Origin of the sequence: Mycobacterium sp. 050272 (genome assembly GCF_039023525.1) — a bacterium.
GTDB lineage: Bacteria > Actinomycetota > Actinomycetes > Mycobacteriales > Mycobacteriaceae > Mycobacterium.
Genome location: NZ_JBCHKV010000007.1, coordinates 1 through 23470, shown reverse-complemented (window position 1 = coordinate 23470; position 23470 = coordinate 1). Strand labels below are relative to the sequence as shown.

The 23470-nt window shown below is 66.7% G+C and carries 25 protein-coding genes and 1 tRNA gene; 22 read left to right on the top strand and 4 right to left on the bottom strand.

Annotated features, from left to right (window positions below):
- Position 1 precedes the first annotated feature (1 nt).
- From AAHS21_RS15740 to AAHS21_RS15700, 9 genes are all read left to right on the top strand, one after another.
- Entirely contained in the window at positions 2 to 811 is an 810-nt protein-coding gene (locus AAHS21_RS15740; protein ID WP_342928546.1) for a TlyA family RNA methyltransferase, read from the top strand.
- A complete protein-coding gene (locus AAHS21_RS15735) occupies positions 808 to 1731 on the top strand; it encodes an NAD kinase (protein ID WP_342928545.1) in 924 nt (307 codons plus the stop codon). Before AAHS21_RS15740 ends, AAHS21_RS15735 begins: the two co-directional genes overlap by 4 nt.
- Positions 1732 to 1755: 24 nt before the next feature.
- Positions 1756 to 3501, top strand: a complete 1746-nt coding sequence (gene recN / locus AAHS21_RS15730) for a DNA repair protein RecN (RefSeq protein ID WP_342928544.1) — start codon at positions 1756 to 1758, stop codon at positions 3499 to 3501.
- A 170-nt stretch (positions 3502 to 3671) separates the two neighbouring features.
- Positions 3672 to 4853, top strand: a complete 1182-nt coding sequence (steA, locus tag AAHS21_RS15725) for a putative cytokinetic ring protein SteA (protein WP_342928543.1) — start codon at positions 3672 to 3674, stop codon at positions 4851 to 4853.
- Between the two features lie 22 nt (positions 4854 to 4875).
- Complete coding sequence (locus AAHS21_RS15720; RefSeq protein ID WP_342928542.1) at positions 4876 to 5820, top strand: copper transporter; 945 nt, start codon at positions 4876 to 4878, stop codon at positions 5818 to 5820.
- A 136-nt stretch (positions 5821 to 5956) separates the two neighbouring features.
- The gene (locus AAHS21_RS15715; protein ID WP_342928541.1) at positions 5957 to 7708 is read left to right on the top strand and encodes a CTP synthase; all 1752 of its coding nucleotides are present in this window, start codon (positions 5957 to 5959) and stop codon (positions 7706 to 7708) included.
- On the top strand, positions 7701 to 8327 hold the full coding sequence (locus tag AAHS21_RS15710; protein WP_342928540.1) for an NUDIX hydrolase: 627 nt from the start codon (positions 7701 to 7703) through the stop codon (positions 8325 to 8327). Before AAHS21_RS15715 ends, AAHS21_RS15710 begins: the two co-directional genes overlap by 8 nt.
- On the top strand, positions 8324 to 9268 hold the full coding sequence (gene xerD, locus AAHS21_RS15705) for a site-specific tyrosine recombinase XerD (protein ID WP_342928539.1): 945 nt from the start codon (positions 8324 to 8326) through the stop codon (positions 9266 to 9268). The genes AAHS21_RS15710 and xerD overlap by 4 nt, the downstream gene beginning before the upstream one ends.
- Positions 9269 to 9536: 268 nt before the next feature.
- On the top strand, positions 9537 to 10241 hold the full coding sequence (locus AAHS21_RS15700; protein WP_342928538.1) for a sensor domain-containing protein: 705 nt from the start codon (positions 9537 to 9539) through the stop codon (positions 10239 to 10241).
- A gap of 610 nt (positions 10242 to 10851) precedes the next feature.
- On the opposite strand, the gene AAHS21_RS15695 is transcribed toward AAHS21_RS15700, so the two are convergent.
- The gene (locus AAHS21_RS15695; protein ID WP_342928537.1) at positions 10852 to 11124 is read right to left on the bottom strand and encodes a hypothetical protein; all 273 of its coding nucleotides are present in this window, start codon (positions 11122 to 11124) and stop codon (positions 10852 to 10854) included.
- Here AAHS21_RS15695 and AAHS21_RS15690 point away from each other — a divergent pair.
- Both AAHS21_RS15690 and AAHS21_RS15685 read left to right on the top strand, forming a co-directional pair.
- Positions 11108 to 11476, top strand: coding sequence for a hypothetical protein (locus tag AAHS21_RS15690; RefSeq protein ID WP_342928536.1), 369 nt, complete (start codon positions 11108 to 11110; stop codon positions 11474 to 11476). The genes AAHS21_RS15695 and AAHS21_RS15690 overlap by 17 nt on opposite strands.
- Before the next feature lie 150 nt (positions 11477 to 11626).
- Complete coding sequence (locus AAHS21_RS15685) at positions 11627 to 12211, top strand: sensor domain-containing protein (protein WP_342928535.1); 585 nt, start codon at positions 11627 to 11629, stop codon at positions 12209 to 12211.
- Between the two features lie 114 nt (positions 12212 to 12325).
- Here the strand turns inward: AAHS21_RS15685 and AAHS21_RS15680 are convergent, their stop codons facing one another.
- Entirely contained in the window at positions 12326 to 13078 is a 753-nt protein-coding gene (locus tag AAHS21_RS15680; protein ID WP_342928534.1) for a class I SAM-dependent methyltransferase, read from the bottom strand.
- 192 nt (positions 13079 to 13270) lie between these two features.
- Here AAHS21_RS15680 and AAHS21_RS15675 point away from each other — a divergent pair, with 192 nt between their 5' ends.
- Genes AAHS21_RS15675 through der form a run of 6 tightly spaced genes read left to right on the top strand, consistent with a single transcriptional unit; the run spans position 13271 to position 18477 of the window.
- Entirely contained in the window at positions 13271 to 14137 is an 867-nt protein-coding gene (locus tag AAHS21_RS15675; protein WP_342928533.1) for a ParA family protein, read from the top strand.
- Positions 14134 to 14949 carry a segregation/condensation protein A gene (locus tag AAHS21_RS15670; protein WP_342928532.1) on the top strand — a complete coding sequence of 272 codons (816 nt, stop codon included), beginning with the start codon at positions 14134 to 14136 and terminating at the stop codon, positions 14947 to 14949. The genes AAHS21_RS15675 and AAHS21_RS15670 overlap by 4 nt, the downstream gene beginning before the upstream one ends.
- On the top strand, positions 14950 to 15654 hold the full coding sequence (gene scpB / locus AAHS21_RS15665; protein WP_342928531.1) for an SMC-Scp complex subunit ScpB: 705 nt from the start codon (positions 14950 to 14952) through the stop codon (positions 15652 to 15654).
- Positions 15654 to 16397 carry a pseudouridine synthase gene (locus AAHS21_RS15660; RefSeq protein WP_342928530.1) on the top strand — a complete coding sequence of 248 codons (744 nt, stop codon included), beginning with the start codon at positions 15654 to 15656 and terminating at the stop codon, positions 16395 to 16397. Before scpB ends, AAHS21_RS15660 begins: the two co-directional genes overlap by 1 nt.
- A complete protein-coding gene (cmk, locus tag AAHS21_RS15655; RefSeq protein ID WP_342928529.1) occupies positions 16394 to 17080 on the top strand; it encodes a (d)CMP kinase in 687 nt (228 codons plus the stop codon). The genes AAHS21_RS15660 and cmk overlap by 4 nt, the downstream gene beginning before the upstream one ends.
- Positions 17077 to 18477, top strand: coding sequence for a ribosome biogenesis GTPase Der (gene der, locus AAHS21_RS15650; protein ID WP_342928528.1), 1401 nt, complete (start codon positions 17077 to 17079; stop codon positions 18475 to 18477). The genes cmk and der overlap by 4 nt, the downstream gene beginning before the upstream one ends.
- Before the next feature lie 159 nt (positions 18478 to 18636).
- On the opposite strand, the gene AAHS21_RS15645 is transcribed toward der, so the two are convergent.
- Positions 18637 to 19572 (bottom strand): SDR family NAD(P)-dependent oxidoreductase, encoded by a 936-nt coding sequence (locus AAHS21_RS15645; protein ID WP_342928527.1) that lies wholly within the window; start codon positions 19570 to 19572, stop codon positions 18637 to 18639.
- 112 nt (positions 19573 to 19684) lie between these two features.
- Between AAHS21_RS15645 and AAHS21_RS15640 the strand changes: the two genes are divergently transcribed.
- The 5 genes from AAHS21_RS15640 (at position 19685) to AAHS21_RS15620 (ending at position 23216) form a co-directional block, all read left to right on the top strand.
- Positions 19685 to 20530 carry a helix-turn-helix transcriptional regulator gene (locus tag AAHS21_RS15640; RefSeq protein ID WP_342928526.1) on the top strand — a complete coding sequence of 282 codons (846 nt, stop codon included), beginning with the start codon at positions 19685 to 19687 and terminating at the stop codon, positions 20528 to 20530.
- A gap of 129 nt (positions 20531 to 20659) precedes the next feature.
- Positions 20660 to 21439: an SDR family oxidoreductase gene (locus AAHS21_RS15635; RefSeq protein ID WP_342928525.1), complete on the top strand. Its 780-nt coding sequence runs from the start codon at positions 20660 to 20662 to the stop codon at positions 21437 to 21439.
- Positions 21440 to 21455: 16 nt separating this feature from the next.
- A complete protein-coding gene (locus AAHS21_RS15630) occupies positions 21456 to 22280 on the top strand; it encodes a cyclase family protein (protein ID WP_342928524.1) in 825 nt (274 codons plus the stop codon).
- Between the two features lies 1 nt (position 22281).
- Positions 22282 to 23082 (top strand): IclR family transcriptional regulator, encoded by an 801-nt coding sequence (locus AAHS21_RS15625; protein ID WP_342928523.1) that lies wholly within the window; start codon positions 22282 to 22284, stop codon positions 23080 to 23082.
- Between the two features lie 60 nt (positions 23083 to 23142).
- Positions 23143 to 23216 (top strand) — tRNA-Pro (locus AAHS21_RS15620).
- Positions 23217 to 23258: 42 nt separating this feature from the next.
- On the opposite strand, the gene AAHS21_RS15615 is transcribed toward AAHS21_RS15620, so the two are convergent.
- The coding region (locus AAHS21_RS15615; RefSeq protein WP_342928522.1) for a hypothetical protein at positions 23259 to 23470 on the bottom strand (212 nt) is incomplete at its 5' end.

The window sequence follows — 23470 nt, the reverse complement described above, 5'->3', positions numbered from 1 at the left end:
CATGGCACGACGCGCCCGCGTTGACGCCGAGCTGGTGCGCCGCGGACTCGCACGATCCCGTCAGCAGGCCGCCGAGTTGATCGGCGCCGGCAAGGTCAGCATCGACGGCATGCCCGCGGTCAAGCCGGGCACCGCCGTCGCGGCGACTGCGGCCCTGACCGTCGCCGACGACGGCGAGCGCCGATGGGTGTCGCGCGGCGCACACAAGCTGATCGGTGCGCTCGACGCGTTCGGGATCCCGGTCGCGGGCCGGCGCTGCCTGGACGCCGGCGCGTCGACCGGCGGCTTCACCGAGGTCCTGCTGGACCGTGGCGCCGCCGAGGTGGTGGCCGCCGACGTGGGATACGGCCAGCTGGCCTGGTCGCTGCGCTCGGACTCGCGGGTGATCGTCGTCGAGCGGACCAATGTGCGCGACCTGTCGCCCGAGGCGATCGGCGGCCGTGTCGACCTCGTGGTGGCTGACCTGTCGTTTATCTCGCTGTCCACCGTGTTGCCCGCGCTGGCTGGTTGCGCCAACCCCGACGCGGATATCGTTCCCATGGTGAAGCCGCAGTTTGAGGTCGGGAAGGGCCAGGTCGGTGCCGGCGGGGTCGTCCACGATCCCGCGATGCGCGCCCAATCGGTGCTGGCCGTCGCGGGACGTGCCGGCGAGCTGGGCTGGCACACCGTCGACGTCACGGCCAGTCCGCTGCCGGGACCATCGGGCAATGTCGAATACTTCCTGTGGTTGCGCGCCGACACCGAGCGGGTGCTGACCGGTGACGGGCTCGTCGACGCGGTGCGCCGCGCGCTAGCGCAGGGCCCGCAATGACCACCGAACGCACCATCCTGCTGGTCGTGCACACCGGGCGCGAGGAAGCCACCGAGACCGCGCGACGTGTTCAGAAGGTATTGAGCGACAACGGAATTGCGCTTCGCGTGTTGTCGGCCGAGGCGGTCGACCGGGGGCCGCTGCCGCTGTCTCCCGACGACGTACGGGCGATGGGCGTCGAGATCGAGGTGGTCGACGCCGAGCCCGACGCCGCGGAAGGCTGCGAGTTGGTGCTGGTGCTCGGCGGCGACGGAACCTTCCTGCGCGCGGCGGAATTCGCGCGTAATGCCGGCATTCCGGTGCTGGGCGTCAACCTGGGCCGCATCGGGTTCCTGGCCGAGGCCGAAGCCGAAGCGATCGACCGGGTGCTCGAACATGTGGTCGCGCAGGACTACCGGGTGGAGGAGCGTCTGACGCTCGACATCGCCGTACGGCATCGCGGGAAGGTGATCGACCAGGGCTGGGCGCTCAACGAGGCCAGCCTAGAGAAGGGCCCTCGACTCGGCGTGCTCGGCGTGGTCGTCGAGATCGAGGGACGGCCGGTGTCGACCTTCGGCTGCGACGGCGTCCTGGTGTCGACGCCGACCGGATCGACCGCCTACGCCTTCTCCGCCGGCGGCCCGGTGCTGTGGCCGGACCTCGAGGCGATCCTGGTGGTGCCCAACAACGCTCACGCACTGTTCGGGCGGCCGATGGTCACCAGCCCGGACGCCGCTATCGCGATCGAGATCGAGGCAAGCGGCAACGACGCCCTGGTGTTCTGCGACGGTCGTCGCGAAATGGTGCTACCCGCGGGAGGCCGGCTCGAGGTGAAACGCTGCGGCACCGCGGTGAAGTGGGCACGGCTGGACAGCGCGCCGTTCACCGACCGACTGGTGCGCAAGTTCCGCCTGCCCGTGACCGGTTGGCGCGGAAAGTAACGGCGCCGCAGCGGTGCTGACGCCATGCTGACCGAAATCCGCATCGAGTCGCTGGGTGCGATCAGCTCTGCCGTCGGCGAGTTCGACCGCGGCCTAACCGTTCTGACCGGTGAGACCGGCACCGGCAAGACCATGGTGGTGACGGGACTTCATCTGCTCGGTGGCGCCCGTGCCGACGCCAACCGGGTGCGTTCGGGTGCCGAACGCGCGGTCGTCGAAGGCCGGTTCACCACAACCGATCTCGATGACGCTGTGATCGCGCAGCTGGACGAGATGCTGGACGCGTCCGGCGGGGAGCGCGACGAGGACGGCAGCGTGATCGCGCTGCGCTCGGTCAGCCGTGAGGGGCCGTCTCGTGCCTATCTCGGCGGTCGCAGCGTGCCCGCGAAATCGTTGGGGGACTTTACTACCGGGCTACTGACCCTGCACGGCCAGAACGACCAGCTGCGGTTGATGCGGCCCGAGGAGCAACGCGGCGCGCTGGACCGGTTCGCGAAGGCCGGCACCGCGCTGGAGCGCTACCGCAAAGTGCGCGACGCCTGGCTCACGGCGCGGCGCGACCTGTTCGACCGGCGCAACCGCATGCGCGAACTCGCGCTGGAGGCAGACCGGCTGAGCTTCGCGCTCAACGAGATCGATGCCGTGGATCCGCAGCCCGGCGAGGACGATGCCCTGGTCGCCGACATCGTGCGACTGTCCGAACTGGACACCCTGCGCGAGGCCGCGGCCACCGCCCGCGAAGCGCTCTCGACCGAGGATCTCTCGGGTGGCAGCGCGGCCGACACTCTCGGACGGGCAAGGGCCGCACTGGAATCCACCGACGACGCCAAGCTGCATGCGTTGGCCGAGCAGGTGCGCGAGGCGCAGACCGTGGTCGCCGACGCGGCCCAGGAACTCGGCGGCTACCTCGAAGAGCTGCCGAGCGATGCCAGCGCGCTGGAGTCCAAGCTGGCCCGCCAGGCCGAGTTGCGGACACTGACCCGCAAGTACGCCGCGGACGTCGACGGCGTGCTGGCCTGGGCGGCCGAATCTCGCGACCGGCTTGCCCAACTCGACGTGTCCGAAGAAGGGCTGGCGGCGCTGGAACGCCGCGCCGACGAGCTCGCCGGTGAATTGGCAGAAGCCGCAATAGATCTCAGTAAGGCCCGGCGTAAGGCCGCGAAGAAACTGGCCAAGGAAGTGACCGCCGAGCTGTCCGGGCTGGCGATGGCCGATGCCGAATTCACCATCGAGGTGAGCACCGATATCGCCACCGAGAAGGACGACCCGGCCGCCCTCATGCTGCCGTCCGGCGAGCTTGCCCGCGCGGGCGGCGACGGCATCGACCAGGTTGAGTTCGGCTTTGCCGCGCACCGCGGCATGACGGTGCTGCCGCTGGCCAAGAGCGCCTCCGGCGGCGAGTTGTCCCGGGTGATGCTGGCTCTGGAAGTGGTGCTGGCGGCCTCGGCGCAGGGCACCACGATGGTGTTCGACGAGGTCGACGCCGGCGTCGGCGGCCGGGCCGCGGTCCAGATCGGGCGGCGGCTGGCGCGACTGGCCCGCACTCACCAGGTCATCGTCGTGACCCACCTGCCGCAGGTCGCGGCGTATGCCGACGTGCACCTGGTGGTGCATCCGGCCGGGCCGCGGGGGACCAGTGTGGTGCGCCGCGTCACCGACGACGAGCGGGTCGCCGAGCTGGCGCGGATGCTGGCCGGTCTCGGCGAATCCGACAGCGGCCGCGCGCACGCCCGGGAGCTGCTCGCCGGCGCCCAAAACGACGAGATCTGACCGTCGTCGCCCCGCGAACGTCGCCTTGGCGTGGCCGTTCAGCCCAACAGTCGACGGTCGAGACCAGACCGCAACCCGCCTGTTACGGATGTGACTCTAGATAACTTCTGGGGCTAATGTTACGGCGCGCCTCCACCCCTGAGCCGACGATCGCGGACAGAATCGCCCCCATGAAGATGTCAGGGCTGCTCACACGTAATGCTTCCCGGCCGGGTCTGACCGGCACCGCACGGGTGGACCGCAACATCGACCGCCTGCTGCGCCGGGTCTGCCCGGGAGACATCGTGGTTCTCGACGTCCTGGACCTGGACCGCATCACCGCCGAGGCGCTGGTCGAGGCCGACATCGCCGCCGTCGTCAACGCATCGCCGTCGGTCTCCGGCCGTTACCCGAACATGGGCCCGGAGGTGTTGGTCAACAACGGCGTCACGCTGATCGATGAGACCGGGCCGGACATCTTCAAGAAGGTCAAGGACGGCTCCAAGATCCGGCTGTATGAGGGCGGGGTGTACGCCGGCGAGCGTCGGCTGATCCGCGGCACCGAGCGCACCGACCACGACATCGCCGACCTGATGCGCGAGGCCAAAAGCGGCCTGGCCGCCCACCTGGAGGCGTTCGCGGGCAACACCATCGAATTCATCAAGAGCGAGAGCCCGCTGCTGATCGACGGCATCGGCATTCCCGACGTCGATATCGATATGCGCCGCCGCCACGTGGTGATCGTCGCCGATGAGGACAGTGCCGCCGACGACCTCCGCTCGCTGAAGCCGTTCATCAAGGAGTACCAGCCGGTCCTGATCGGCGTGGGCAGCGGCGCCGACGTGCTGCGTAAGGCGGGCTATCGCCCGCAGCTGATCGTCGGCGACCCGGAGCAGATCAGCACCGACGCACTCAAGTGCGGCGCTCACGTCGTGCTGCCGGCCGACGCCGACGGCCACGCGCCCGGGCTGGAGCGCATCCAGGATCTCGGGGTGGGGGCGATGACCTTCCCCGCCGCGGGTTCGGCCGTCGACCTGGCCCTGCTGCTGGCCGACCACCACGGCGCGGCGCTGCTGGTGACGGCCGGCCACACCGCCAACATCGAGACGTTCTTCGACCGGACGCGCACCCAGAGCAACCCGTCGACGTTTTTGACCAGGCTTCGGGTCGGGGAGAAGGTGGTTGACGCGAAGGCTGTCGCCACCCTCTACCGCAACCACATCTCGGGCGGTGCCATCGCGCTGCTGGCACTGACGATGCTGATCGCCGTCATCGTCGCGCTGTGGGTGTCGCGCACCGACGGCGTGGTGCTGCACTGGGTCACCGACTACTGGAATCACTTCTCCCTGTGGATTCAGCACCTGATCACGTAGTCCGTTCTAAGGGGGTGCGCTCATGATCTCGTTACGCCAACATGCCTTGTCGCTGGCCGCGGTCTTCCTCGCGTTGGCCGTCGGCGTCGTGCTGGGCTCGGGCTTTTTGTCCGACACCCTGCTGTCCAGCCTGCGCAACGAGAAGCGTGACCTCTACTCGCAGATCAACGGCCTCAACGACCAGAAGAATGTCCTCAACGAAAAGCTCAGCGCGGCAAACAATTTCGACAACCAGCTGATGAACCGGATCGTGCACGACGGGCTGGCCGGCAAATCCGTCGTCGTCTTCCGCACTCCGGATGCCAAGGACGACGACGTCGCCGCGGTCGCGAAGATCGCCGGGCAGGCCGGCGGGACCGTCACGGGGACAGTGGCACTGACGCAAGAGTTCGTCGACGCCAACTCGGCCGAAAAACTGCGGACCGTGGTGAACTCGTCAGTGCTGCCCGCCGGCCAGCAACTCAGCACCAAACTCGTCGACCAGGGGTCCCAAGCCGGTGACCTGTTGGGTATCGCCCTGCTGATCAACGCCAACCCGGCGGTCCCACCCGTCGATGACACCCAGCGCGACACCGTGCTGGCGGCGCTGCGCGAGACCGGATTCGTCACCTATCAGCCCGGCGACCACATGGCAGCGGCGAACGCCGCGCTGATCGTCACCGGTGGCGCGCTGCCGCAAGACGCAGGCAATCAGGGAGTCAGCGTGGCCCGCTTCGCCGCGGCGCTGGCGCCGCACGGCTCGGGCACGCTGCTGGCCGGGCGGGACGGATCGTCGACGGGCGGTGCCGCGGTCGCGGTGGCACGCGCCGACGCCGGCATCAACTCCGCGATCAGCACCGTCGACGACGTCGACGTCGCGCCGGGTCGGATCACCGCGATCCTCGGCCTGCATGACCTGCTCAATGGCGGCCATGTCGGGCAGTACGGCACCGGCCACGGCGCCAGCTCGATCACCGTCCCGCAGTAGCTGCTGTCCGGCTGCCGGGCGTGTTAGCCGCGTCCGGCGGTCGCTGGTGTTAGGGTGGATTTCCGTGGGTCGGCAGGCCCAGCTTCTTAAAAGCTAGACGAAAACGACGCCCTGCCCGTCTTCACGGAGGTCGCCTGTGCGTAAGCACCCGCAAACCGCCACCAAGCATCTCTTCGTCAGCGGTGGGGTTGCTTCCTCGCTCGGCAAGGGGTTGACCGCGAGTAGCCTTGGCCAGCTGCTGACCGCCCGCGGATTGCACGTGACGATGCAAAAGCTCGACCCGTATCTCAACGTGGACCCGGGCACGATGAACCCGTTCCAGCACGGCGAGGTGTTCGTCACCGAGGACGGCGCTGAGACCGACCTCGACGTCGGCCACTATGAGCGGTTCCTCGATCGCAACCTGTCCGGATCGGCGAATGTCACTACCGGGCAAGTGTATTCAACCGTCATCGCCAAGGAGCGGCGCGGCGAGTACCTCGGCGACACCGTCCAGGTGATCCCGCACATCACCGACGAGATCAAACGGCGCATCCTGGCGATGGCCCAACCCGACGACAACGGGCGCCGCCCGGACGTCGTCATCACCGAGATCGGCGGCACGGTCGGCGACATCGAATCGCAGCCCTTTCTCGAGGCGGCCCGCCAGGTCCGCCATGACGTCGGCCGCGAGAACGTCTTCTTCCTCCACGTGTCGCTGGTGCCCTACTTGGCGCCGTCCGGCGAACTCAAGACCAAGCCGACCCAGCACTCGGTGGCGGCGCTGCGCAGCATCGGTATCACCCCGGACGCGCTGATCCTGCGCAGCGACCGTCCCGTTCCCGAACCGTTGAAGAACAAGATCGCGCTGATGTGTGACGTCGACATCGACGGTGTCATCTCCACCCCCGATGCGCCATCGATCTACGACATCCCCAAGGTGTTGCACCGCGAGGAGCTCGACGCCTACGTGGTGCGCCGGCTCAACCTGCCGTTCCGCGACGTCGACTGGACCGAATGGGACGACCTGCTCCGCCGGGTGCACGAGCCGCATGAAACCGTCCGAATTGCTTTGGTGGGCAAGTACGTTGACCTCTCCGATGCGTACCTCTCGGTGGCCGAGGCGTTGCGGGCCGGCGGCTTCAAACACCACGCCAAGGTCGAGATGCTGTGGGTGCCCTCCGACGACTGCGAGAGCGCCGCGGGTGCCGCCTCAGCGTTGGCCGACGTGCACGGCGTGCTGATCCCCGGCGGATTCGGCATTCGCGGCATCGAGGGCAAGATCGGCGCCATTCGCTACGCACGGTCGCGCGGGTTGCCGGTATTCGGGTTATGTCTCGGGCTGCAGTGCATCGTGATCGAAGCCGCCCGCTCGGTCGGCCTGACCGAGGCCAACTCGGCCGAATTCGAACCGTCCACACCGGATCCCGTGATTTCGACGATGGCCGATCAGGAGCACATCGTGGCGGGCGAAGCCGACCTCGGCGGCACCATGCGCTTGGGGGCATACCCCGCGGTGCTCGAGGCGGATTCGATTGTGGCGCAGGCATATGGGTCTACCCAGGTGTCCGAGCGGCACCGGCACCGCTACGAGGTGAACAATGCCTACCGCGACAAGATCGCCGAAAGCGGTCTGCGATTCTCCGGCACCTCGCCCGACGGCCACCTGGTGGAGTTCGTCGAATACCCGTCGGACATTCACCCGTTCGTCGTCGGCACTCAGGCCCATCCCGAACTGAAGAGCCGGCCCACCCGGCCGCACCCACTGTTCGTCGCATTCGTCGGCGCGGCCATCGACTACAAAGAAGGTGAGCTGCTTCCGGTGGAGATCCCCGAGCACACGTCCAACGGCAACCAGCATCGAGACAGCGCCGAGCGGTCGATACCTGAACCCGCCACCCGTGGCTGACCACGTCTTCGAGACGGCGTCGAGCGAAACGCTCTACACCGGAAAGATTTTCACGCTGCGCCGCGACGAGGTGCGGATGCCCGGCGGCAACACCGCGGCGCGCGAGGTCGTGGAGCACTACGGCGCCGTCGCCGTCGTGCCGATGCGCGACGACCACAGCATCGCGATGGTGTATCAGTACCGGCACACCTTCGGCCGGCGCCTGTGGGAGCTGCCGGCGGGCCTGCTCGACGCCGAGAGCGAAGCACCGCACCTCACCGCCGCACGCGAACTCGAGGAGGAAGTCGGTCTGCACGCCGACTCCTGGCACGTTCTCGTCGACATCGACACCGCGCCCGGATACAGCGACGAATCGGTGCGGGTCTTCCTGGCCACCGGCCTCAGCGAGATCGGCCGTCCCGAAGCGCACGACGAAGAAGCCGACATGCAGATGCGCTGGGTCCCGATCGACGAGGCGCTGCGGCTGGTCTTCAGCGGTGAGATCGTCAATTCCATTGCCGTGGCCGGGATTCTGGCCGCACACGCCGTGACGACCGGGCTGGCCCAGCCGCGTGGGGTGGACATCCCGTGGCCGGACAAGCCCACGACATTCGCCGCCCGAAAAGCGGCCGCGCAATGACGACCGCGCTGATGCTCGAGTCGCAAATGCAGGGCTACCTCGACCATCTGACGATCGAGCGGGGAGTAGCGGCCAATACGCTCAGCTCTTACCGGCGCGACCTGCGTCGCTATTCAAAGCACTTGGAAGACCGTGGAATTCACGATCTGGCCAAGGTCGGTGAGGACGACGTCAGCGAATTCCTGGTCGCACTGCGACGCGGTGATCCCGATTCCGGAGCGGTGGGCTTGTCGGCGGTGTCGGCCGCGCGGGCATTGATCGCGGTGCGCGGATTGCATCGCTTCGCCGCCGCCGAGGGGCTGGCCGAACTGGACGTGGCGCGCGCTGTGCGACCCCCGACCCCCGGTCGTCGGCTGCCCAAAAGCCTGACCATCGACGAGGTGCTGGCGCTGCTGGAAGGCGCGGGCGGGGAGAGCCCGTCCGACGGTCCGCTCACGCTGCGCAACCGGGCGCTGCTGGAGCTGTTGTACTCCACCGGATCACGCATCTCCGAAGCCGTCGGACTCGACGTCGACGACATCGACACCCAGGCCAGATCGGTGCTGTTGCACGGTAAGGGCGGTAAGCAGCGGCTGGTGCCGATCGGGCGGCCCGCCGTGCAGGCGCTGGATGCCTACCTGGTGCGTGGCCGCTCGGAGCTGGCCCGCCGGGGCCGCGGCACGGCCGCGATATTCCTCAACGCCCGCGGCGGACGGCTGTCGCGGCAAAGCGCCTGGCAGGTGTTGCAGGACGCCGCCGAGCGCGCCGGGATCACCTCGGGGGTGTCGCCGCACATGCTGCGGCACTCGTTCGCCACGCATCTGCTGGAGGGCGGGGCCGACGTGCGCGTCGTGCAGGAGCTGCTCGGCCACGCCTCGGTGACGACCACGCAGATCTACACGTTGGTCACCGTGCACGCGCTGCGCGAAGTGTGGGCCGGAGCCCACCCGCGCGCTCAGTAACTCTTTTGCGGCGACCGTGCTGACCACGCCCACGCGACGTGGGCGTGAATCCTCATCCTGGCTCAGGCCGCTGAGCCGTAGCGCGGTCAACTTCCGACCTATTTACGACGTGACCTAGGACCCTAGCCGCCGAACGCCAGCGTGCAGAAGGCTGCGATTCGTAGAACGCCTACTTGCGGGCACAGTTGAGCAACCGCTCACCGTTGTGTCCCTTGAGGAGACGAACAAAGGGCGCCGTCAACAAGGACGCGACATGAGAATTCAGCCCATGGCTTCGGTGATCGGGGTCGGTGTAGTGGCGTTGACAGCTGGGTGTGGGGGAGGGCAGGGCGGTGGCCACAGCACGACGTCGACGTCGTCCACGGTCGTCCCGGCGGCAGCTCCGACGATCGCGCCCAAGGACATCAACGCGCTCATCGTGCCACCAGATGCGGCCGGCGAACTCCTCGGGACGAAATTCAACTGGGTTGGCAGCCCTCCGCCGGGGTGGACCAGCCCTCCATCGCCATTCGTCATCGACGAGGGTAACCCCGAATGTGATGCAGCGATGGGGCTGGACAGCAACACGGTTGGTGTCGTTTACACCGCATGGCGGAGCAATCACTACAAAGAAGACAAGGACACTTTCGACCATGCGGTCTACCAGGTTGTTGCGACGGTTGCCGACCCGAAAGCGGCCAAGCAGTTACTTGCCGACGCTTTGGGCAAGCCTTTGAACGACTGCAACAACGTTGTCATCCACCGTAAAGACGACAAATATCACTGGAGAATCCAAAAGAGCAGCAGCACCGACACCGAGGTGCTGTGGACGGCAACCGAACTGCTCGACGGCCAAGTTGTTGGTTGGGTCTGCGCCAATGAAGCCCGGGCAAAGAACAACGTGGTCATATCTGCGCAGGTGTGTCAAAACGGCAACGGCGCTCCGGTCGCAAAGAACATGGCGGACATGATCTCGGCGAAAATCCCGGGATAGCCCGGCGGAGACAAGCTTCGAGTCCAAGCTGAGTGCTAACATTTTTGTTACCTGGCTAACTTTGTGAAAGCTATTACCCCTTGTTGATTCAGCTCGATCGGAAATTCGCGATGATACTGAAACGCGTGGTCGCGGCGGCAGCAGTTGCCGCCCTCGCCGTAGTCGCAGGCGGGTTGCATGCCAGCGTCGTGCGGGCCGATCCGAATCCGTCTCTTCCGTGTCCGCCGCGCGCTGTGCTTTGCAGCCCGGCCTCGGACGGGGAAACCGAGGCCCTCCCCGCTAGCCCCCAGGCTCTCAACCCTGTCGTGGGCAGACAACCTCCGCTCAGCACGCCCAGTAGCCCGTTAGCCGTGAACGTTTCGACCGGGCGTACCCCCAGCGGTCCCGTTGCCGTCAACCCGGTATCGAGTGGACAGTCGTTCAGCACGCCTGACAGCCCCGAGTACCTACAGCGGTAACCCGGACGCATTAAGTTCGACGATTCTCCACCGCGTGCGGTGGGCAGACCGCGCCTTCGATGCTGCGCGAAACGAGACTGCGTGCGGCTCCGACGCCTGGCACCGCCCGCCGGGCTGCGACTTCAGTCCCGTTCACGACGTGACCTACGACCCTAGCTGCCGCACACCAGCCGAACAAAGCTGCGATTCATGAAGCGCCAAATTGGGCAGTTGCTCATCGCGATCACAGTGCTCGCTGTCGTTGCATGCTCACGCCACGCAGCGGAACCGTCGTCGTCGACAACGGTCGCGCCAACGACTGCATCCACCACATCGGTAACGCCAACCAGCACGTCGCCAACCCCCACCGTCCCGCCGGGGCCGCATTCCGCGCTGGCCGACATCACCTTGCCATCCGGATCGGTTCTGATGAAGACGTACAGCAACGATAAGACCGGGGCGGACGCGGTCAACGAGGAGTTTTATTCCAATCCGGCACCGTACGACACCCTCGTTGCCGATATCGGAAAGCTGTTGAGCGCGAACCAATCCCCGAACGGCTGGTACAAGGGCAAGCTGCCGCTCTGCTACCGGACGCTCACGGCAACCGGTCGCGAAGTGCCCCCGCCGTGGCCGATGGGCGACAAATTCACGGAATGGGCGTGGGCCGGTGGCAGGGCATTAGTAGTGGAAGTGCACCGTCCAGGAACAGACACACTCGCCGGCAATGACTCACAAATCACGATTATGGACTTGCCGACGAGTTCGGCTGGATCCGCGGCGGCGCACTGTTACTGATGCGCGGCGGGCCTAATGAGAATTCGTGATGTGGCTTCGGCAGTGGGAATTAGTGCGGCCGCATTGGCGGGTGGTTGCGGTGGCGACGGCAGCGGCCACAGCACAACGACGACGGCACCCACGACGACTGCACCGACGATAGTACCGACGATGGTGCCCAAGGACATTGACTCGTTGATCTTGCTGCCGGAGGTGGTCGGCGAAATCGTCGGGGCGAAATTGAACTGGGCGTCCAAGCCCCCGCCGGGCTTTAACTATCCGCCAACGCCGACGGCCGTCGAGGAGGGCAACGCCGAATGCGGGGCGCTGTTAGGGCCGGACACGAGCACCGTTGGTGAGGATTACACCGCGTGGCGGAGCATCAAATACAGAGAGGAGAAGGACAAGTTCGACCACACGGCCTTTCAGGCTGTCGTGATAGTTGCAGATGCTAAGGCAGCGATACAGTTGCTAGACAATGCTTTTGGCAAGCATCTGAATCCTTGCAACAACGCCGTCATCCATCGAAAAGACGAAAGCGACCCTTGGCGATTCCAAAAGACCGACTCCACCGACCGTTACGCGCGTTGGACGGCAACAGAACTCAGGGACGACCAAGTCATCGGGTGGGTCTGCTCTAACGAGGCCCGGGCAAAGAACAACGTGGTTACATTTGCGTTCGTATGCCAATACGGCAACGGCGCTCCGGCCGCAGCGGCGATCCTCGATAAGATCTCGGAGAAGATACCGGGATAGGGACCCATTTTCGACGCCGTCGCTGACGAGCTTCACGTGTGGCCGCTGCTCACAGTCGTTCCAACCCCGAATCGGTTAAGCACCTGTCATCGGCTTCGACGTTCGGCCGTGGATTCAGCCCAGGTAGTCGGACTCCAGCACCAGGTCGGACACCATTGATTGGTATTCCAGGTGGGCCTTGTGCTCCACGGTGTTCCACACCTTGCCCTGCTGCTGGCGCATGTACTCGCGGTACTTCGGCGCGCCGGGCACCCGGACGTTGTCGGCGACCGCGATCGAGCCTTTGTGCAGCCAGCCCCGGTCCATGATGCTCAGCAGATCAGCGAGGTAGGCGTTCTTGTCGTGGTCGAGGAACAGGAAATCGAGTGCGCCAGAAGCGAATCCGTGCTCGCCGGCAAGCGCGTCGAGCGTGCGCCCGCCGTCACCGATGGTGCCGACGACGCACGTCACCCGATCGGCGACACCGGCGTGCGCCCAGATCCGCCGGGCGTTGGCGGCGTTGGCCTCGGCGAGTTCGACGGAAAACACCTTGGCGTTCGGCGCGGCCCGGGCGATCCGCAGCGCGCCGTAGCCGCAGTAGGTGCCCAACTCCAGGGCGAGCGCGGGATCGGCCCGGCGCACGGCCGCGTCGAGCAGCAGGCCTTTCTCGTCGCCGACATTGATCAGCATCGACTTCTGGTAGGCGAATTTGTCGATGGTGGCCAGCACGTCGTCGATGTCGCCGGCGCGGGCGTTGGCGACGACGTAGTCGACCGCGGCCGCCTCGCGTCCGTCGCCGATCTGGCCGGTCGTGGTGATGTTGCGAGCTCCGGCGGCCATCCGCCATACCGACCACCGCAGCAGCGGTATCCGTCTCCTGAGGTCCATGGGGCCCACCCTAGCGCCGGCAAGCGTGGGCCGAATGTGGCTGGTGTGACTAAAGTTAACTCTGAAATCCCCTGCGGGCGCTGGCGGCGAAATCCGCACATATTCCCTGGTATCTCGCCTGCGGGTCGCCCGGTTTACGCGCGCCTACCCGTTAGACTTTCCGACGATGTTCACCTCCGCAACACCCCGGGCATGACGACCGAGCACCCGGATAGCGCCGTCGAGATCGGCTTGACGGGGCGTCCGGCGCGGGCGATCCCGGAGCCGCAGCCGCGCACCTCGCACGGCCCGGCCAAGGTCATTGCGATGTGCAACCAGAAGGGTGGCGTCGGGAAAACCACGTCGACGATCAACCTGGGAGCCGCGCTCGCCGAGTACGGCCGACGGGTGTTGCTGGTGGACATGGATCCGCAGGGCGCGCTGTCCGCGGGCCTCGGCGTCCCGCATTACGACCTGGAAAAGACGATTCACAACGTGCTGGTGGAGCCGCGGGTGTCGATCGAAGACGTGCTGCTGTCCACCCGGGTGAAGTACCTGGACCTGGTGCCCAGCAACATCGACCTGTCGGCGGCCGAGATTCAGCTGGTCAACGAGGTGGGCCGGGAGCAGACGCTGGGCCGGGCGCTGCATCCGGTGCTGGACCGCTACGACTATGTCCTGATCGACTGCCAGCCGTCGCTGGGCCTGCTCACCGTCAACGCGCTGGCCTGCTCCGACGGCGTGGTCATTCCGACCGAGTGCGAGTACTTCTCGCTGCGCGGCCTGGCGCTGCTCACCGATACCGTGGACAAGGTGCGCGACCGGCTCAACCCGAAGCTCGAGATCAGCGGCATCCTGCTGACCCGGTACGACCCGCGCACCGTCAACGCCCGCGAGGTGATGGCCCGTGTCGTGGAACGCTTCGGTGACCTGGTGTTCGACACCGTGATCACCCGGACCGTGCGTTTTCCGGAGACCAGCGTGGCGGGCGAACCCATCACCACCTGGGCGCCGAAGTCGGCGGGTGCCATCGCGTATCGCGCGTTGGCCCGCGAGTTCATCGACCGATTCGGCGCGTGAACGGCACAGCGAATGGTGAAGCGGCAGCGCAGAACGGCTCCTCCACCGGTTTCCAAGTCCGCCTCACCAACTTCGAGGGGCCGTTTGACCTGCTGCTGCAGCTGATCTTCGCGCATCGTCTCGACGTGACCGAAGTGGCGCTGCATCAGGTCACCGACGACTTCATCGCCTACACCCGCGAGATCGGCGCCCAGCTGGACCTGGAGGAGACCACCGCGTTCCTCGTGGTCGCCGCGACCCTGCTGGATCTCAAGGCCGCGCGGCTGCTGCCGGCCGGGCAGATCGACGACGAGGAAGACCTCGCCCTGCTGGAGGTGCGCGACCTGCTGTTCGCCCGGTTGTTGCAGTACCGCGCGTTCAAGCACGTCGCGGAGATGTTCGCCGAGCTGGAAGCCACCGCGCTGCGCAGCTACCCGCGCGCGGTGTCGCTGGAGGACCGGTTCACCGAACTATTGCCGGAAGTGATGATCGGGGTCGACGCCGAGCGTTTCGCCCAGATCGCCGCGGTCGCGTTCAGCCCGCGGCCGGTGCCGACAGTCGGGATCGGCCACCTGCACGAGGTCAAGGTCTCGGTGCCCGAGCAGGCCCAGAAACTGCTGTCGATGCTTGAAGCCCGGGGCAGTGGCCAATGGGCGACGTTTTCCGAGTTGGTCGCCGACTGTGAGGTGCCGATCGAGGTGGTCGGACGCTTCCTGGCGCTGCTCGAGCTGTATCGGTCCCGGGCGGTAGCATTCGACCAGTCGGAGCCGCTTGGCGTGCTCCAGATTTCGTGGACCGGGGAGCGTCCGACCACCGAAATACGGGACGAATAGATGACTGAAGACTTGCCCGACCTCGAACTCGGCCCGGGTATCGAGGGCATCCCCGACATCGCCGAAGCAGCGCCGCTCGACGACGAGGAGCTGCGCGGCGTGCTGGAGGCGCTGTTGCTGGTGGTGGACACCCCGGTCGCCGAGGAGGCGCTGGGCGCCGCCACCGGGCAACCCGTCTACCGGATAGCCGCGAAGCTGCAGCTCATGGCCGAGCAGCTCGCGCACCGCGACAGCGGGATCGACCTGCGCAAGACCGGCGAGGGTTGGCGGATGTACACCCGCGCCAAGTACGCGCCCTACGTGGAGAAGCTGCTGCTGGATGGTGCGCGCTCCAAGCTCACCCGGGCCGCGCTGGAGACCCTGGCTGTCGTGGCCTACCGCCAGCCCGTGACCCGCGCGCGGGTCAGCGCGGTGCGCGGTGTTAACGTCGACGCCGTCATCCGAACCCTGTTGGCGCGCGGCCTGATCACCGAGGCCGGCGTCGACGAGGACAGCGGCGCGGCCACCTTCGCCACCACCGAGCTGTTCCTGGAGCGGCTGGGGCTGGAGTCGCTGACGGACCTGCCCGACATCGCACCGCTGCTTCCCGATGTCGACACGATCGAGGACCTGAGCGAATCCCTGGACAGCGAGCCACGTTTCATCAAACTGTCCGGTGGCCAGACGCCCGAACAGTCGCTGTCGTTTGACGTGGACCAGGATTGATGGCCGAAGATCAGGGCATCCGGCTCCAAAAAGTGTTGTCCCAGGCCGGAATTGCGTCGCGCCGGGCCGCCGAGAAGTTGATCATCGACGGCCGCGTCGAAGTGGACGGGCAGGTGGTGACCGAGCTGGGCACCCGCGTCGACCCTGATGCCTCGGTGATCCGCGTGGACGGCGCCAGGATCGCCCTGGACGAATCGCAGGTGTATCTGGCGCTGAACAAGCCGCGCGGGATGCACTCGACGATGTCCGACGATCGTGGCCGGCCGTGCATCGGCGACCTGGTCGAGCGGCGAGTGCGGGGCAACAAGAAGCTCTTTCACGTGGGACGGTTGGACGCCGACACCGAGGGGCTGATCCTGCTGACCAACGACGGCGAGCTGGCGCACCGGTTGATGCACCCCTCCCACGAAGTCCCCAAGACGTATCTGGCGACGGTCTCCGGAACGGTGCCGCGCGGGCTGGGCAAGCAATTGCGAGCCGGTGTCGAGTTAGAGGACGGCCCGGCGCGTGTCGACGACTTCGCGGTGGTGGACGCCATTCCAGGAAAGACGTTGGTGCGCTTGACGTTACATGAAGGACGGAATCGGATTGTGCGCCGGATGCTGGCGGCGGTAGGTTTCCCGGTGGAGGCCCTGGTTCGCACCGAGATCGGTGGGATTGCGCTGGGCAAGCAGCGGCCGGGCAGCATCCGGGCGCTGAGCCAGGGCGAGATCGGCCAACTGTACAAAGCGGTGGGCCTGTGAGCGACGGCGTCGTGGTGGCGATTGACGGCCCGGCCGGAACCGGAAAGTCCTCGGTGTCAAAGGGATTGGCGGAAGCGTTGAGGGCGCGTTACCTGGACACCGGTGGGATGTACCGGATGGTGACACTGGCCGTCTTGCGCGCCGGGACCGACCCGGCCGATGCCGACGCGGTCGCGCGGATTGCCGAGACGGTGCGGATGTCGGTCGACTACCACCCCGAGGGTGATCGTTATTTCCTTGACGGAGAAGATGTTACGGCCGAGATCCGTGGCGACGAGGTGACCGGCGCGGTGTCGGCGGTGTCCTCGGTTGCCGCCGTTCGGGCCCGGCTGGTCGCCCTGCAGCGCGAGATGGCACAAGGGCCGGGCAGTGTCGTTGTCGAGGGGCGCGACATCGGGACGGTGGTGTTGCCGGACGCACCGGTGAAGATCTTTTTGACCGCATCGGCCGAGACCCGCGCCCGTCGGCGCAATGACCAGAACGTCGCCGCGGGTTTGGCCGACGATTACGACGGGGTCCTGGCCGATGTGCGCCGCCGGGATCATCTGGACTCTACCCGTACGCTGTCGCCGTTGCGACCGGCGGCGGACGCGGTGATCGTCGACACCAGCGACATGACCGAGGCGCAGGTGATCGATCACCTGCTGGAGTTGGTCAAGCAGCGAAGCGAGGCAGTGCGGTGAGTCAGGACGGCACGTGGTCCGACGAGAGTGATTGGGAAGTAGTCGATTCCGATTCGGGAGGCTTCGACGAGCCCGGTCCCGCGCCGGTGGTGGCCATCGTCGGGCGGCCCAACGTCGGCAAGTCGACGTTGGTCAACCGGATCCTGGGCCGGCGCGAAGCGGTGGTGCAGGACATTCCCGGCGTGACCCGCGACCGGGTTTCCTATGACGCGTTGTGGACCGGCCGCCGGTTCGTCGTGCAGGACACCGGGGGATGGGAGCCCGACGCCAAGGGCCTGCAGCAGCTGGTGGCCGAACAGGCGTCGGTGGCGATGCGCACCGCCGACGCGATCATTCTGGTGGTCGACGCGACGGTCGGGGCGACCAGCGCCGACGAGGCCGCCGCCCGCATCCTGCTGCGTTCCGGCAAGCCGGTCTTCTTGGCCGCCAACAAGGTTGACAGCGAGAAGGTCGAGTCCGACGCGGCCGCGTTGTGGTCGCTGGGTCTGGGCGAGCCGCACGCGGTCAGCGCAATCCATGGCCGTGGGGTGGCGGATCTGCTCGACGAGGTGCTGGCCGTGTTGCCCGAGGTGTCCGAGGCGGCGCCGGCGGTCGGCGGCCCGCGCCGGGTGGCGCTGGTCGGCAAGCCCAATGTCGGCAAGAGTTCGCTGCTGAACAAGCTGGCCGGCGACGAGCGCTCGGTCGTGCACGACGTCGCGGGCACCACGGTCGATCCGGTGGACTCGCTGATCGAATTGGGCGGCAAGGTCTGGCGTTTCGTCGACACCGCGGGGTTGCGTCGCAAGGTCGGTCAGGCGAGCGGGCACGAGTTCTACGCGTCGGTGCGCACGCACTCGGCCATCGATTCCGCCGAGGTGGTGCTCGTGCTGATCGATGCGTCGCAGCCGCTGACCGAGCAGGACCAGCGCGTGCTGAGCATGGTGATCGAGGCCGGCCGGGCGCTGGTGCTGGCCTTCAACAAATGGGATCTGGTCGACGAGGATCGCCGCGAGCTGCTGGACCGCGAGATCGACCGTGAACTGGCGCAGCTGCAGTGGGCGGAGCGGGTCAACATCTCCGCCAAGACGGGACGGGCCGTTCAGAAGCTGGTGCCGGCGATGGAGACCGCGCTGGCGTCGTGGGACGCCCGGATCGCGACCGGCCCGCTGAACACCTGGCTCAAGGAAGTCGTCGCGGCCACGCCGCCTCCGGTGCGCGGCGGCAAGCAGCCCCGCATCCTATTCGCCACCCAGGCCGCCGCCCGCCCGCCGACGTTCGTCCTCTTCACCACCGGCTTTCTCGAGGCCGGCTACCGGCGCTTCCTGGAGCGCCGGCTGCGCGAGACGTTCGGGTTCGCCGGCAGCCCGATCCGCATCAACGTGCGGGTCCGCGAAAAGCGCAGCGCCAAGCGCCGCTGACTCTTGGGTTCTGCCCTCTGCGCCTGGTGTGTGCGGCTGCGGCGTTGAGTGTGCAGCCGCGGCTTTGACCGTGAGCTCACGGCCGGGAGTCCCGGCGTATTCCCGGCCTCAGCACACACTCTTTGCCCCCAGCGCACACTCGCCGCCCTGAGCGCGCACTCATCGAGCCGCAGCGAGAAGCTCGGCCGTCGCCTCCCAGAGCCGTGCCTCGCGACGCGGATCAATCGCAATCGGCTTCACCTCTCGCTCTTCGTCTTTGAGGACGAAGGCGCCGTCGCGCAGATGCGCCCAACGCTGATCGAGGACGATCGAGGCGAGCAAGGGCCCGGAGCGCACCGGTGACGAGACGCCGGGAATTTTCTCCAGCAGACGCCCGATTCGTTGCAGGGTGGGACCGTTCGCTCTGCTCAGACCGGTGCCCGGCATGAATCCCGGTTCGAAGACAATCACGTTGACGCCATGCGGGGCGTGGCGCTGCAATTCGTGTGCGTAGTACATCAGCGCCAGCTTGGAATCGGAGTAGGCGGTCCAGGACAGCTCGGACGTCGCCGGCAGGCTCGCGGCGGTGGGCTGGGCCAGCTCGATGGGATCGCGCCAACGCGCCGGGGGCACGTGCAGGATCCGGCGAAAGATGTTCTGGTGGTAGGTGTTCGAGCCCAGGAGCACGACGCGGGCCGGAGCCGTCAATGAGCCGAGCAGATCGCCGATCAGTTGCGCGTGTGCGAGGTAATTCACCGCGAAGGTGAGTTCGTAGCCATCCGCCGAGGCGGTATGCGTGTCGGCGACGGTGAGGCCCGCGTTGGCGACCAGTGCGTGCAGCGGGCGCACCGCGCCGGCATCCAGCAGCTCCTTGGCCTGCTGACCCGCGGCGCGCACGTCGGCCAACCTGGAGAGGTCGCAGCCGATTTCGTACACTGTTGCGCCGGCCGTTCGGGCCTCGTCGGCCACCTCGGCCAAGGCATGGCCCGGCCTGCCGAGCAGCAGCAGGTCGGGGCGTTGGGATGCAGGCCGATTCGCCAGCGCCAGTGTCGTGGACCTGCCCAGTCCGCCGGTCGGCCCGGTGAGCAATACGGTTCCGGAAGCGATCGAAGTCATGGCCCGACTGTTAATCGATGTCGCAGTCTTAGGGAGCCGTCTGGTTGTCGTAGGACTGCCAGTGCCACCACAAAGCCTTTCCCCGGCTACCCCAGTCGCGCACAGTAGAGGGGTGCAGACGTGGGAATTCGGCCGCAGGGTGCGCCAGTGGCGCGACCGCGTCACGCCGGCGGCCGTGGGTATGCCCGTCGGCGGGTGCCGTCGCGCCGCGGGGCTGCGTCGCGAAGAGCTTGCCGGGCTTGCCGGAATCTCAGTCGACTACTTGACCAGGCTGGAACAGGGTCGGGCAACCTCGCCTTCGGTCCAGGTCGTCGAGGCACTTGTCCGTGCGTTGCGCGTCTCGGACGCCGAGCGTGATCTGCTGTTCCGGCTGGCGGGGCATGTCGCTCCGGGACGCGACGTCGTCTCGTCGCGCATTTCGCCGAGCGTCCAACGGATGCTCGACCGGTTGGCGAACAATCCGGTGGCCGTCTACGACGCCACCTGGACCCTGCTGATCGCCAACGCACCGTATGACGCGCTGATGGGTCCGACAACCAATTTGCGGGGGCTTGAACGCAATGGCGTGTGGCGCAACTTGATTGGCGCCGGTACCCGTGCTGTGCAGACGCCCGAAGAGCGTGCCGTATTGCAGGCCGGGCTGGTCGCCGACCTACGTGTGACGGCGTCGCGCTATCCCGCCGATCAACGGTTGAAGCAGTTGATTCGCGAGCTGTCCGCGCAAAGCCCCCGGTTCGCTGAGCTCTGGGACGCGGAATCCCCGGATCTTCTTCACGACGTCGGGCGTCGAAAAGTCATCGACCACCCGGACGTCGGGCGCATCACCCTGGACTGCGACACGCTGGTTGTCGCCGGAGATGACCTGCGCATCATGATCTTCACCGCGGAACCCGACACCGAGGACGCCGAGCGTCTCGGTCTGGCCATCGTGCTGGGCATGCAGACATTCGCGGAGTGAAGCACCGTTCCCCGCAATGCAGGCGATGTGAGCTATATCTTGGGAGTTCTGTGTTGACTTTCATCGCGGCGCGTCCCTAATCTCTCGTATAACGGGTGGATAATCCCGTAGTGCAGGAGTTGAGGTGAGATGAAAAGCGCGGCGCGGTTCAGCGTGCAGGACAAGTCGATACTCATCACCGGCGCGACCGGCTCCTTAGGCAGCGCGGCGACCCAAGCTCTCGCTGAAGCGGGGGCCAAGCTGACGCTGACCGGCGGCAACACCGATCGCCTGGCCGAGCTCGCTGCTGAGACGGGCCGGCACGACCTGGCGGTGGTGATCCGACGCCCGGACACTCCGGCCGACGCGCAGGCCATGGTCGACGCGGCGGTGGCCAAGCATGGCCGGCTCGACGGCGTTCTGGTGGCCTCGGGCATGAACCACGTCGAGCCCATCACCGAGATGGCCGTCGACGACTTCGACGCCGTGATGAAGGCCAATGCGCGCGGCGCCTGGCTGATGTGCCAGGCAGCCGGACGGGTGCTGCTGCGGCAGGGCGGGGGAGGCAGCGTCGTGCTGGTCTCGTCGGTGCGCGGCAGCCTCGGTCATCCCGCCGGATACAGCGCCTACTGCCCGTCGAAAGCGGCCACCGACCTGCTGGCCAAGTCGTTGGCCGCGGAGTGGGGTCCACAAGGGATACGGGTAAATGCCCTGGCGCCAACGGTTTTCCGCTCCGAGTTGACCGAGTGGATGTATGCCGACGACGAAAAGGGGCGCCAGACCCGTGAGGCGATGTTCGCCCGAATCCCGTTGCGCCGCTTCGCCGAACCGGAAGACTTCGTCGGCGCGCTGATTTATCTGCTCAGCGACGCGTCAAGTTTTTATACCGGCCAGGTGATGTATCTGGACGGCGGCTACACCGCGTGCTGACACGAAAGGAAATGTCGTGACGTTCACCTGGCCGCTTGGCGACGCCGAATCGAAGCTGGAGTTTTACGACCTGTCCCACCCGTGGGGGCATGGTGTGCCGGCGTGGCCGTACTTCGAGGACGTCAAGATCGAACGATTGCACAACATGGCCAGAAGTCGTGTGCTGACCCAAAAGATCACCACGGTCATGCATTCCGGCACACACATCGACGCGCCGGGCCACGTGATCGAAGGCACGCCGCTGCTCGACGAGATTCCGCTGAGCGCGTTCTTCGGCACCGGGGTGGTGGTGTCGATCCCGAAGGAGAAGTGGGAGGTCGTCACCGCGGAGGACTTGGAGAAGGCGACGCCGCAGATCCGTCCTGGCGACATCGTCATCGTCAACACCGGCTGGCACCACACCTACGCCGACAGCGCCGAGTACTACGCCTACTCGCCGGGCTTCTACAAGGAAGCCGGGGAGTGGTTCGCGGCCAGGGGTGTCAAGGCCGTCGGCACGGACACCCAGGCTCTGGACCATCCGATGGCCACCGCGATCGCCCCGCACGGCCCCGCCGAGCACACCGGTGGCCTATTGCCCTGGGCGGTAAAAGAATACGAAGAGCACACCGGACGCAAGGTGCTCGACGACTTTCCGGAATGGGAGCCGTGCCATCGTGCGATTCTGTGCAAGGGCATCTACGGCTTCGAGAACGTGGGTGGCGACCTGGACAAGGTCACCGGAAAACGGGTCACCTTCGCGGCTTTCCCGTGGCGCTGGGTCGGCGGCGACGGCTGTATCGTGCGGCTGGTGGCGATCATCGACCCGACCGGCACCTATCGTCTCGAGACCGGGGCCTGACATGAGCGTCGACGCAGAAGAGGTACGCGGCAGCGGAATTCAGGTCATCGCGCGCGCGGCCGAGATGCTGCGGCTGCTGCAGGCGCATCCCGGCGGGCTGAACCAGGCCGAGATCGGCGAGCGGCTGGGCATGGCGCGCTCGACCGTGAGCCGGATCCTCAACGCGCTCGACGACGAGGGCCTGGTGGCCTCGCGTGCGGCGCGAGGTCGCTATCGGCTGGGGCCCGAGATCGCCCGCATGGCCACCACCGTGCGCCGCAGCGTCGTGTTCGATCTGCATCCGTTCATCGAGGAGTTGTCGCGCGAACTGGAGGAGACCGTCGACCTGTCGATCCTGGACGGCGACCGTGCGACGTTCATCGACCAGGTGGTCTCGCCGCACCGGCTGCGCGCGATCAGTGCGGTGGGCGAGTCGTTTCCGCTGCACTGCTGCGCCAACGGCAAGGCGCTGCTGGCCAATCTGTCGGCCGAGGGTCAGGCGCGAGCGCTGCCGAGTCGGCTGGCCAAGCTCACCGCGAACACGATCACGACGCCGGCGGCGTTGCGCAAGGAACTGGACCGCGTCAAGGCCGAGGGCGTGGCGTATGACCGCGAAGAGCAGAGCGAAGGCATCTGCGCGGTGGGCGCGGTACTGAAGAACGTGGGCGACGAGATGGTGGCCGTGAGCGTGCCGGTTCCATCGCAGCGGTTCTACCGTCGGGAAGCCGAGCTGGCGCAGGCGCTGCTGGAATTTGTCGGCAAGGTCGACGCCTGGTTCGCCAAAGCCGGTCAGCAGGAGACTCGCAGGTCAGCCGGGCAATAGCGGTCTGGGGCCCCGGCTGCGGTAGGCTTTCGAGCTGCTGCCGGTGGACTCACCGGTGCGCGGGCTGTGGCGCAGTTTGGTAGCGCACTTGACTGGGGGTCAAGTGGTCGCAGGTTCAAATCCTGTCAGCCCGACACTCTGGTGTCGCAAGACATCGGAATGGCCCTGAACCTACGTTAGGTTTGGGGTTTTTTCCGTGTGGGGCCTTTGGGGGCGCCGGTGGGTTGGTAGTTCCTGGTGGGGTCGAGGGTGAAGTCGCGCAGTAGTTCTCCGGTGGCGGCGTTGATGATTCTTGAAACGCCCTGGTTCTGCCGGAGGCTCGGGCTATTGGATTTCGACCAGGGGTTGGTCGGTCCGTTGTGCATCGTAGAACGCTGCTTCGAACTCA

Coding starts and splice junctions, on each gene's coding strand:
- AAHS21_RS15740 (WP_342928546.1), top strand. CDS start 2: ATGGCACGACGCGCCCGCGTTGACGCCGAGCTGGTGCGCCGCGGACTC.
- AAHS21_RS15735 (WP_342928545.1), top strand. CDS start 808: ATGACCACCGAACGCACCATCCTGCTGGTCGTGCACACCGGGCGCGAG.
- recN (WP_342928544.1), top strand. CDS start 1,756: ATGCTGACCGAAATCCGCATCGAGTCGCTGGGTGCGATCAGCTCTGCC.
- steA (WP_342928543.1), top strand. CDS start 3,672: ATGAAGATGTCAGGGCTGCTCACACGTAATGCTTCCCGGCCGGGTCTG.
- AAHS21_RS15720 (WP_342928542.1), top strand. CDS start 4,876: ATGATCTCGTTACGCCAACATGCCTTGTCGCTGGCCGCGGTCTTCCTC.
- xerD (WP_342928539.1), top strand. CDS start 8,324: ATGACGACCGCGCTGATGCTCGAGTCGCAAATGCAGGGCTACCTCGAC.
- AAHS21_RS15700 (WP_342928538.1), top strand. CDS start 9,537: ATGGCTTCGGTGATCGGGGTCGGTGTAGTGGCGTTGACAGCTGGGTGT.
- AAHS21_RS15690 (WP_342928536.1), top strand. CDS start 11,108: ATGAAGACGTACAGCAACGATAAGACCGGGGCGGACGCGGTCAACGAG.
- AAHS21_RS15685 (WP_342928535.1), top strand. CDS start 11,627: ATGGTGCCCAAGGACATTGACTCGTTGATCTTGCTGCCGGAGGTGGTC.
- AAHS21_RS15680 (WP_342928534.1), bottom strand. CDS start 13,078: ATGGACCTCAGGAGACGGATACCGCTGCTGCGGTGGTCGGTATGGCGG.
- AAHS21_RS15675 (WP_342928533.1), top strand. CDS start 13,271: ATGACGACCGAGCACCCGGATAGCGCCGTCGAGATCGGCTTGACGGGG.
- scpB (WP_342928531.1), top strand. CDS start 14,950: ATGACTGAAGACTTGCCCGACCTCGAACTCGGCCCGGGTATCGAGGGC.
- AAHS21_RS15660 (WP_342928530.1), top strand. CDS start 15,654: ATGGCCGAAGATCAGGGCATCCGGCTCCAAAAAGTGTTGTCCCAGGCC.
- AAHS21_RS15645 (WP_342928527.1), bottom strand. CDS start 19,572: ATGACTTCGATCGCTTCCGGAACCGTATTGCTCACCGGGCCGACCGGC.
- AAHS21_RS15635 (WP_342928525.1), top strand. CDS start 20,660: ATGAAAAGCGCGGCGCGGTTCAGCGTGCAGGACAAGTCGATACTCATC.
- AAHS21_RS15625 (WP_342928523.1), top strand. CDS start 22,282: ATGAGCGTCGACGCAGAAGAGGTACGCGGCAGCGGAATTCAGGTCATC.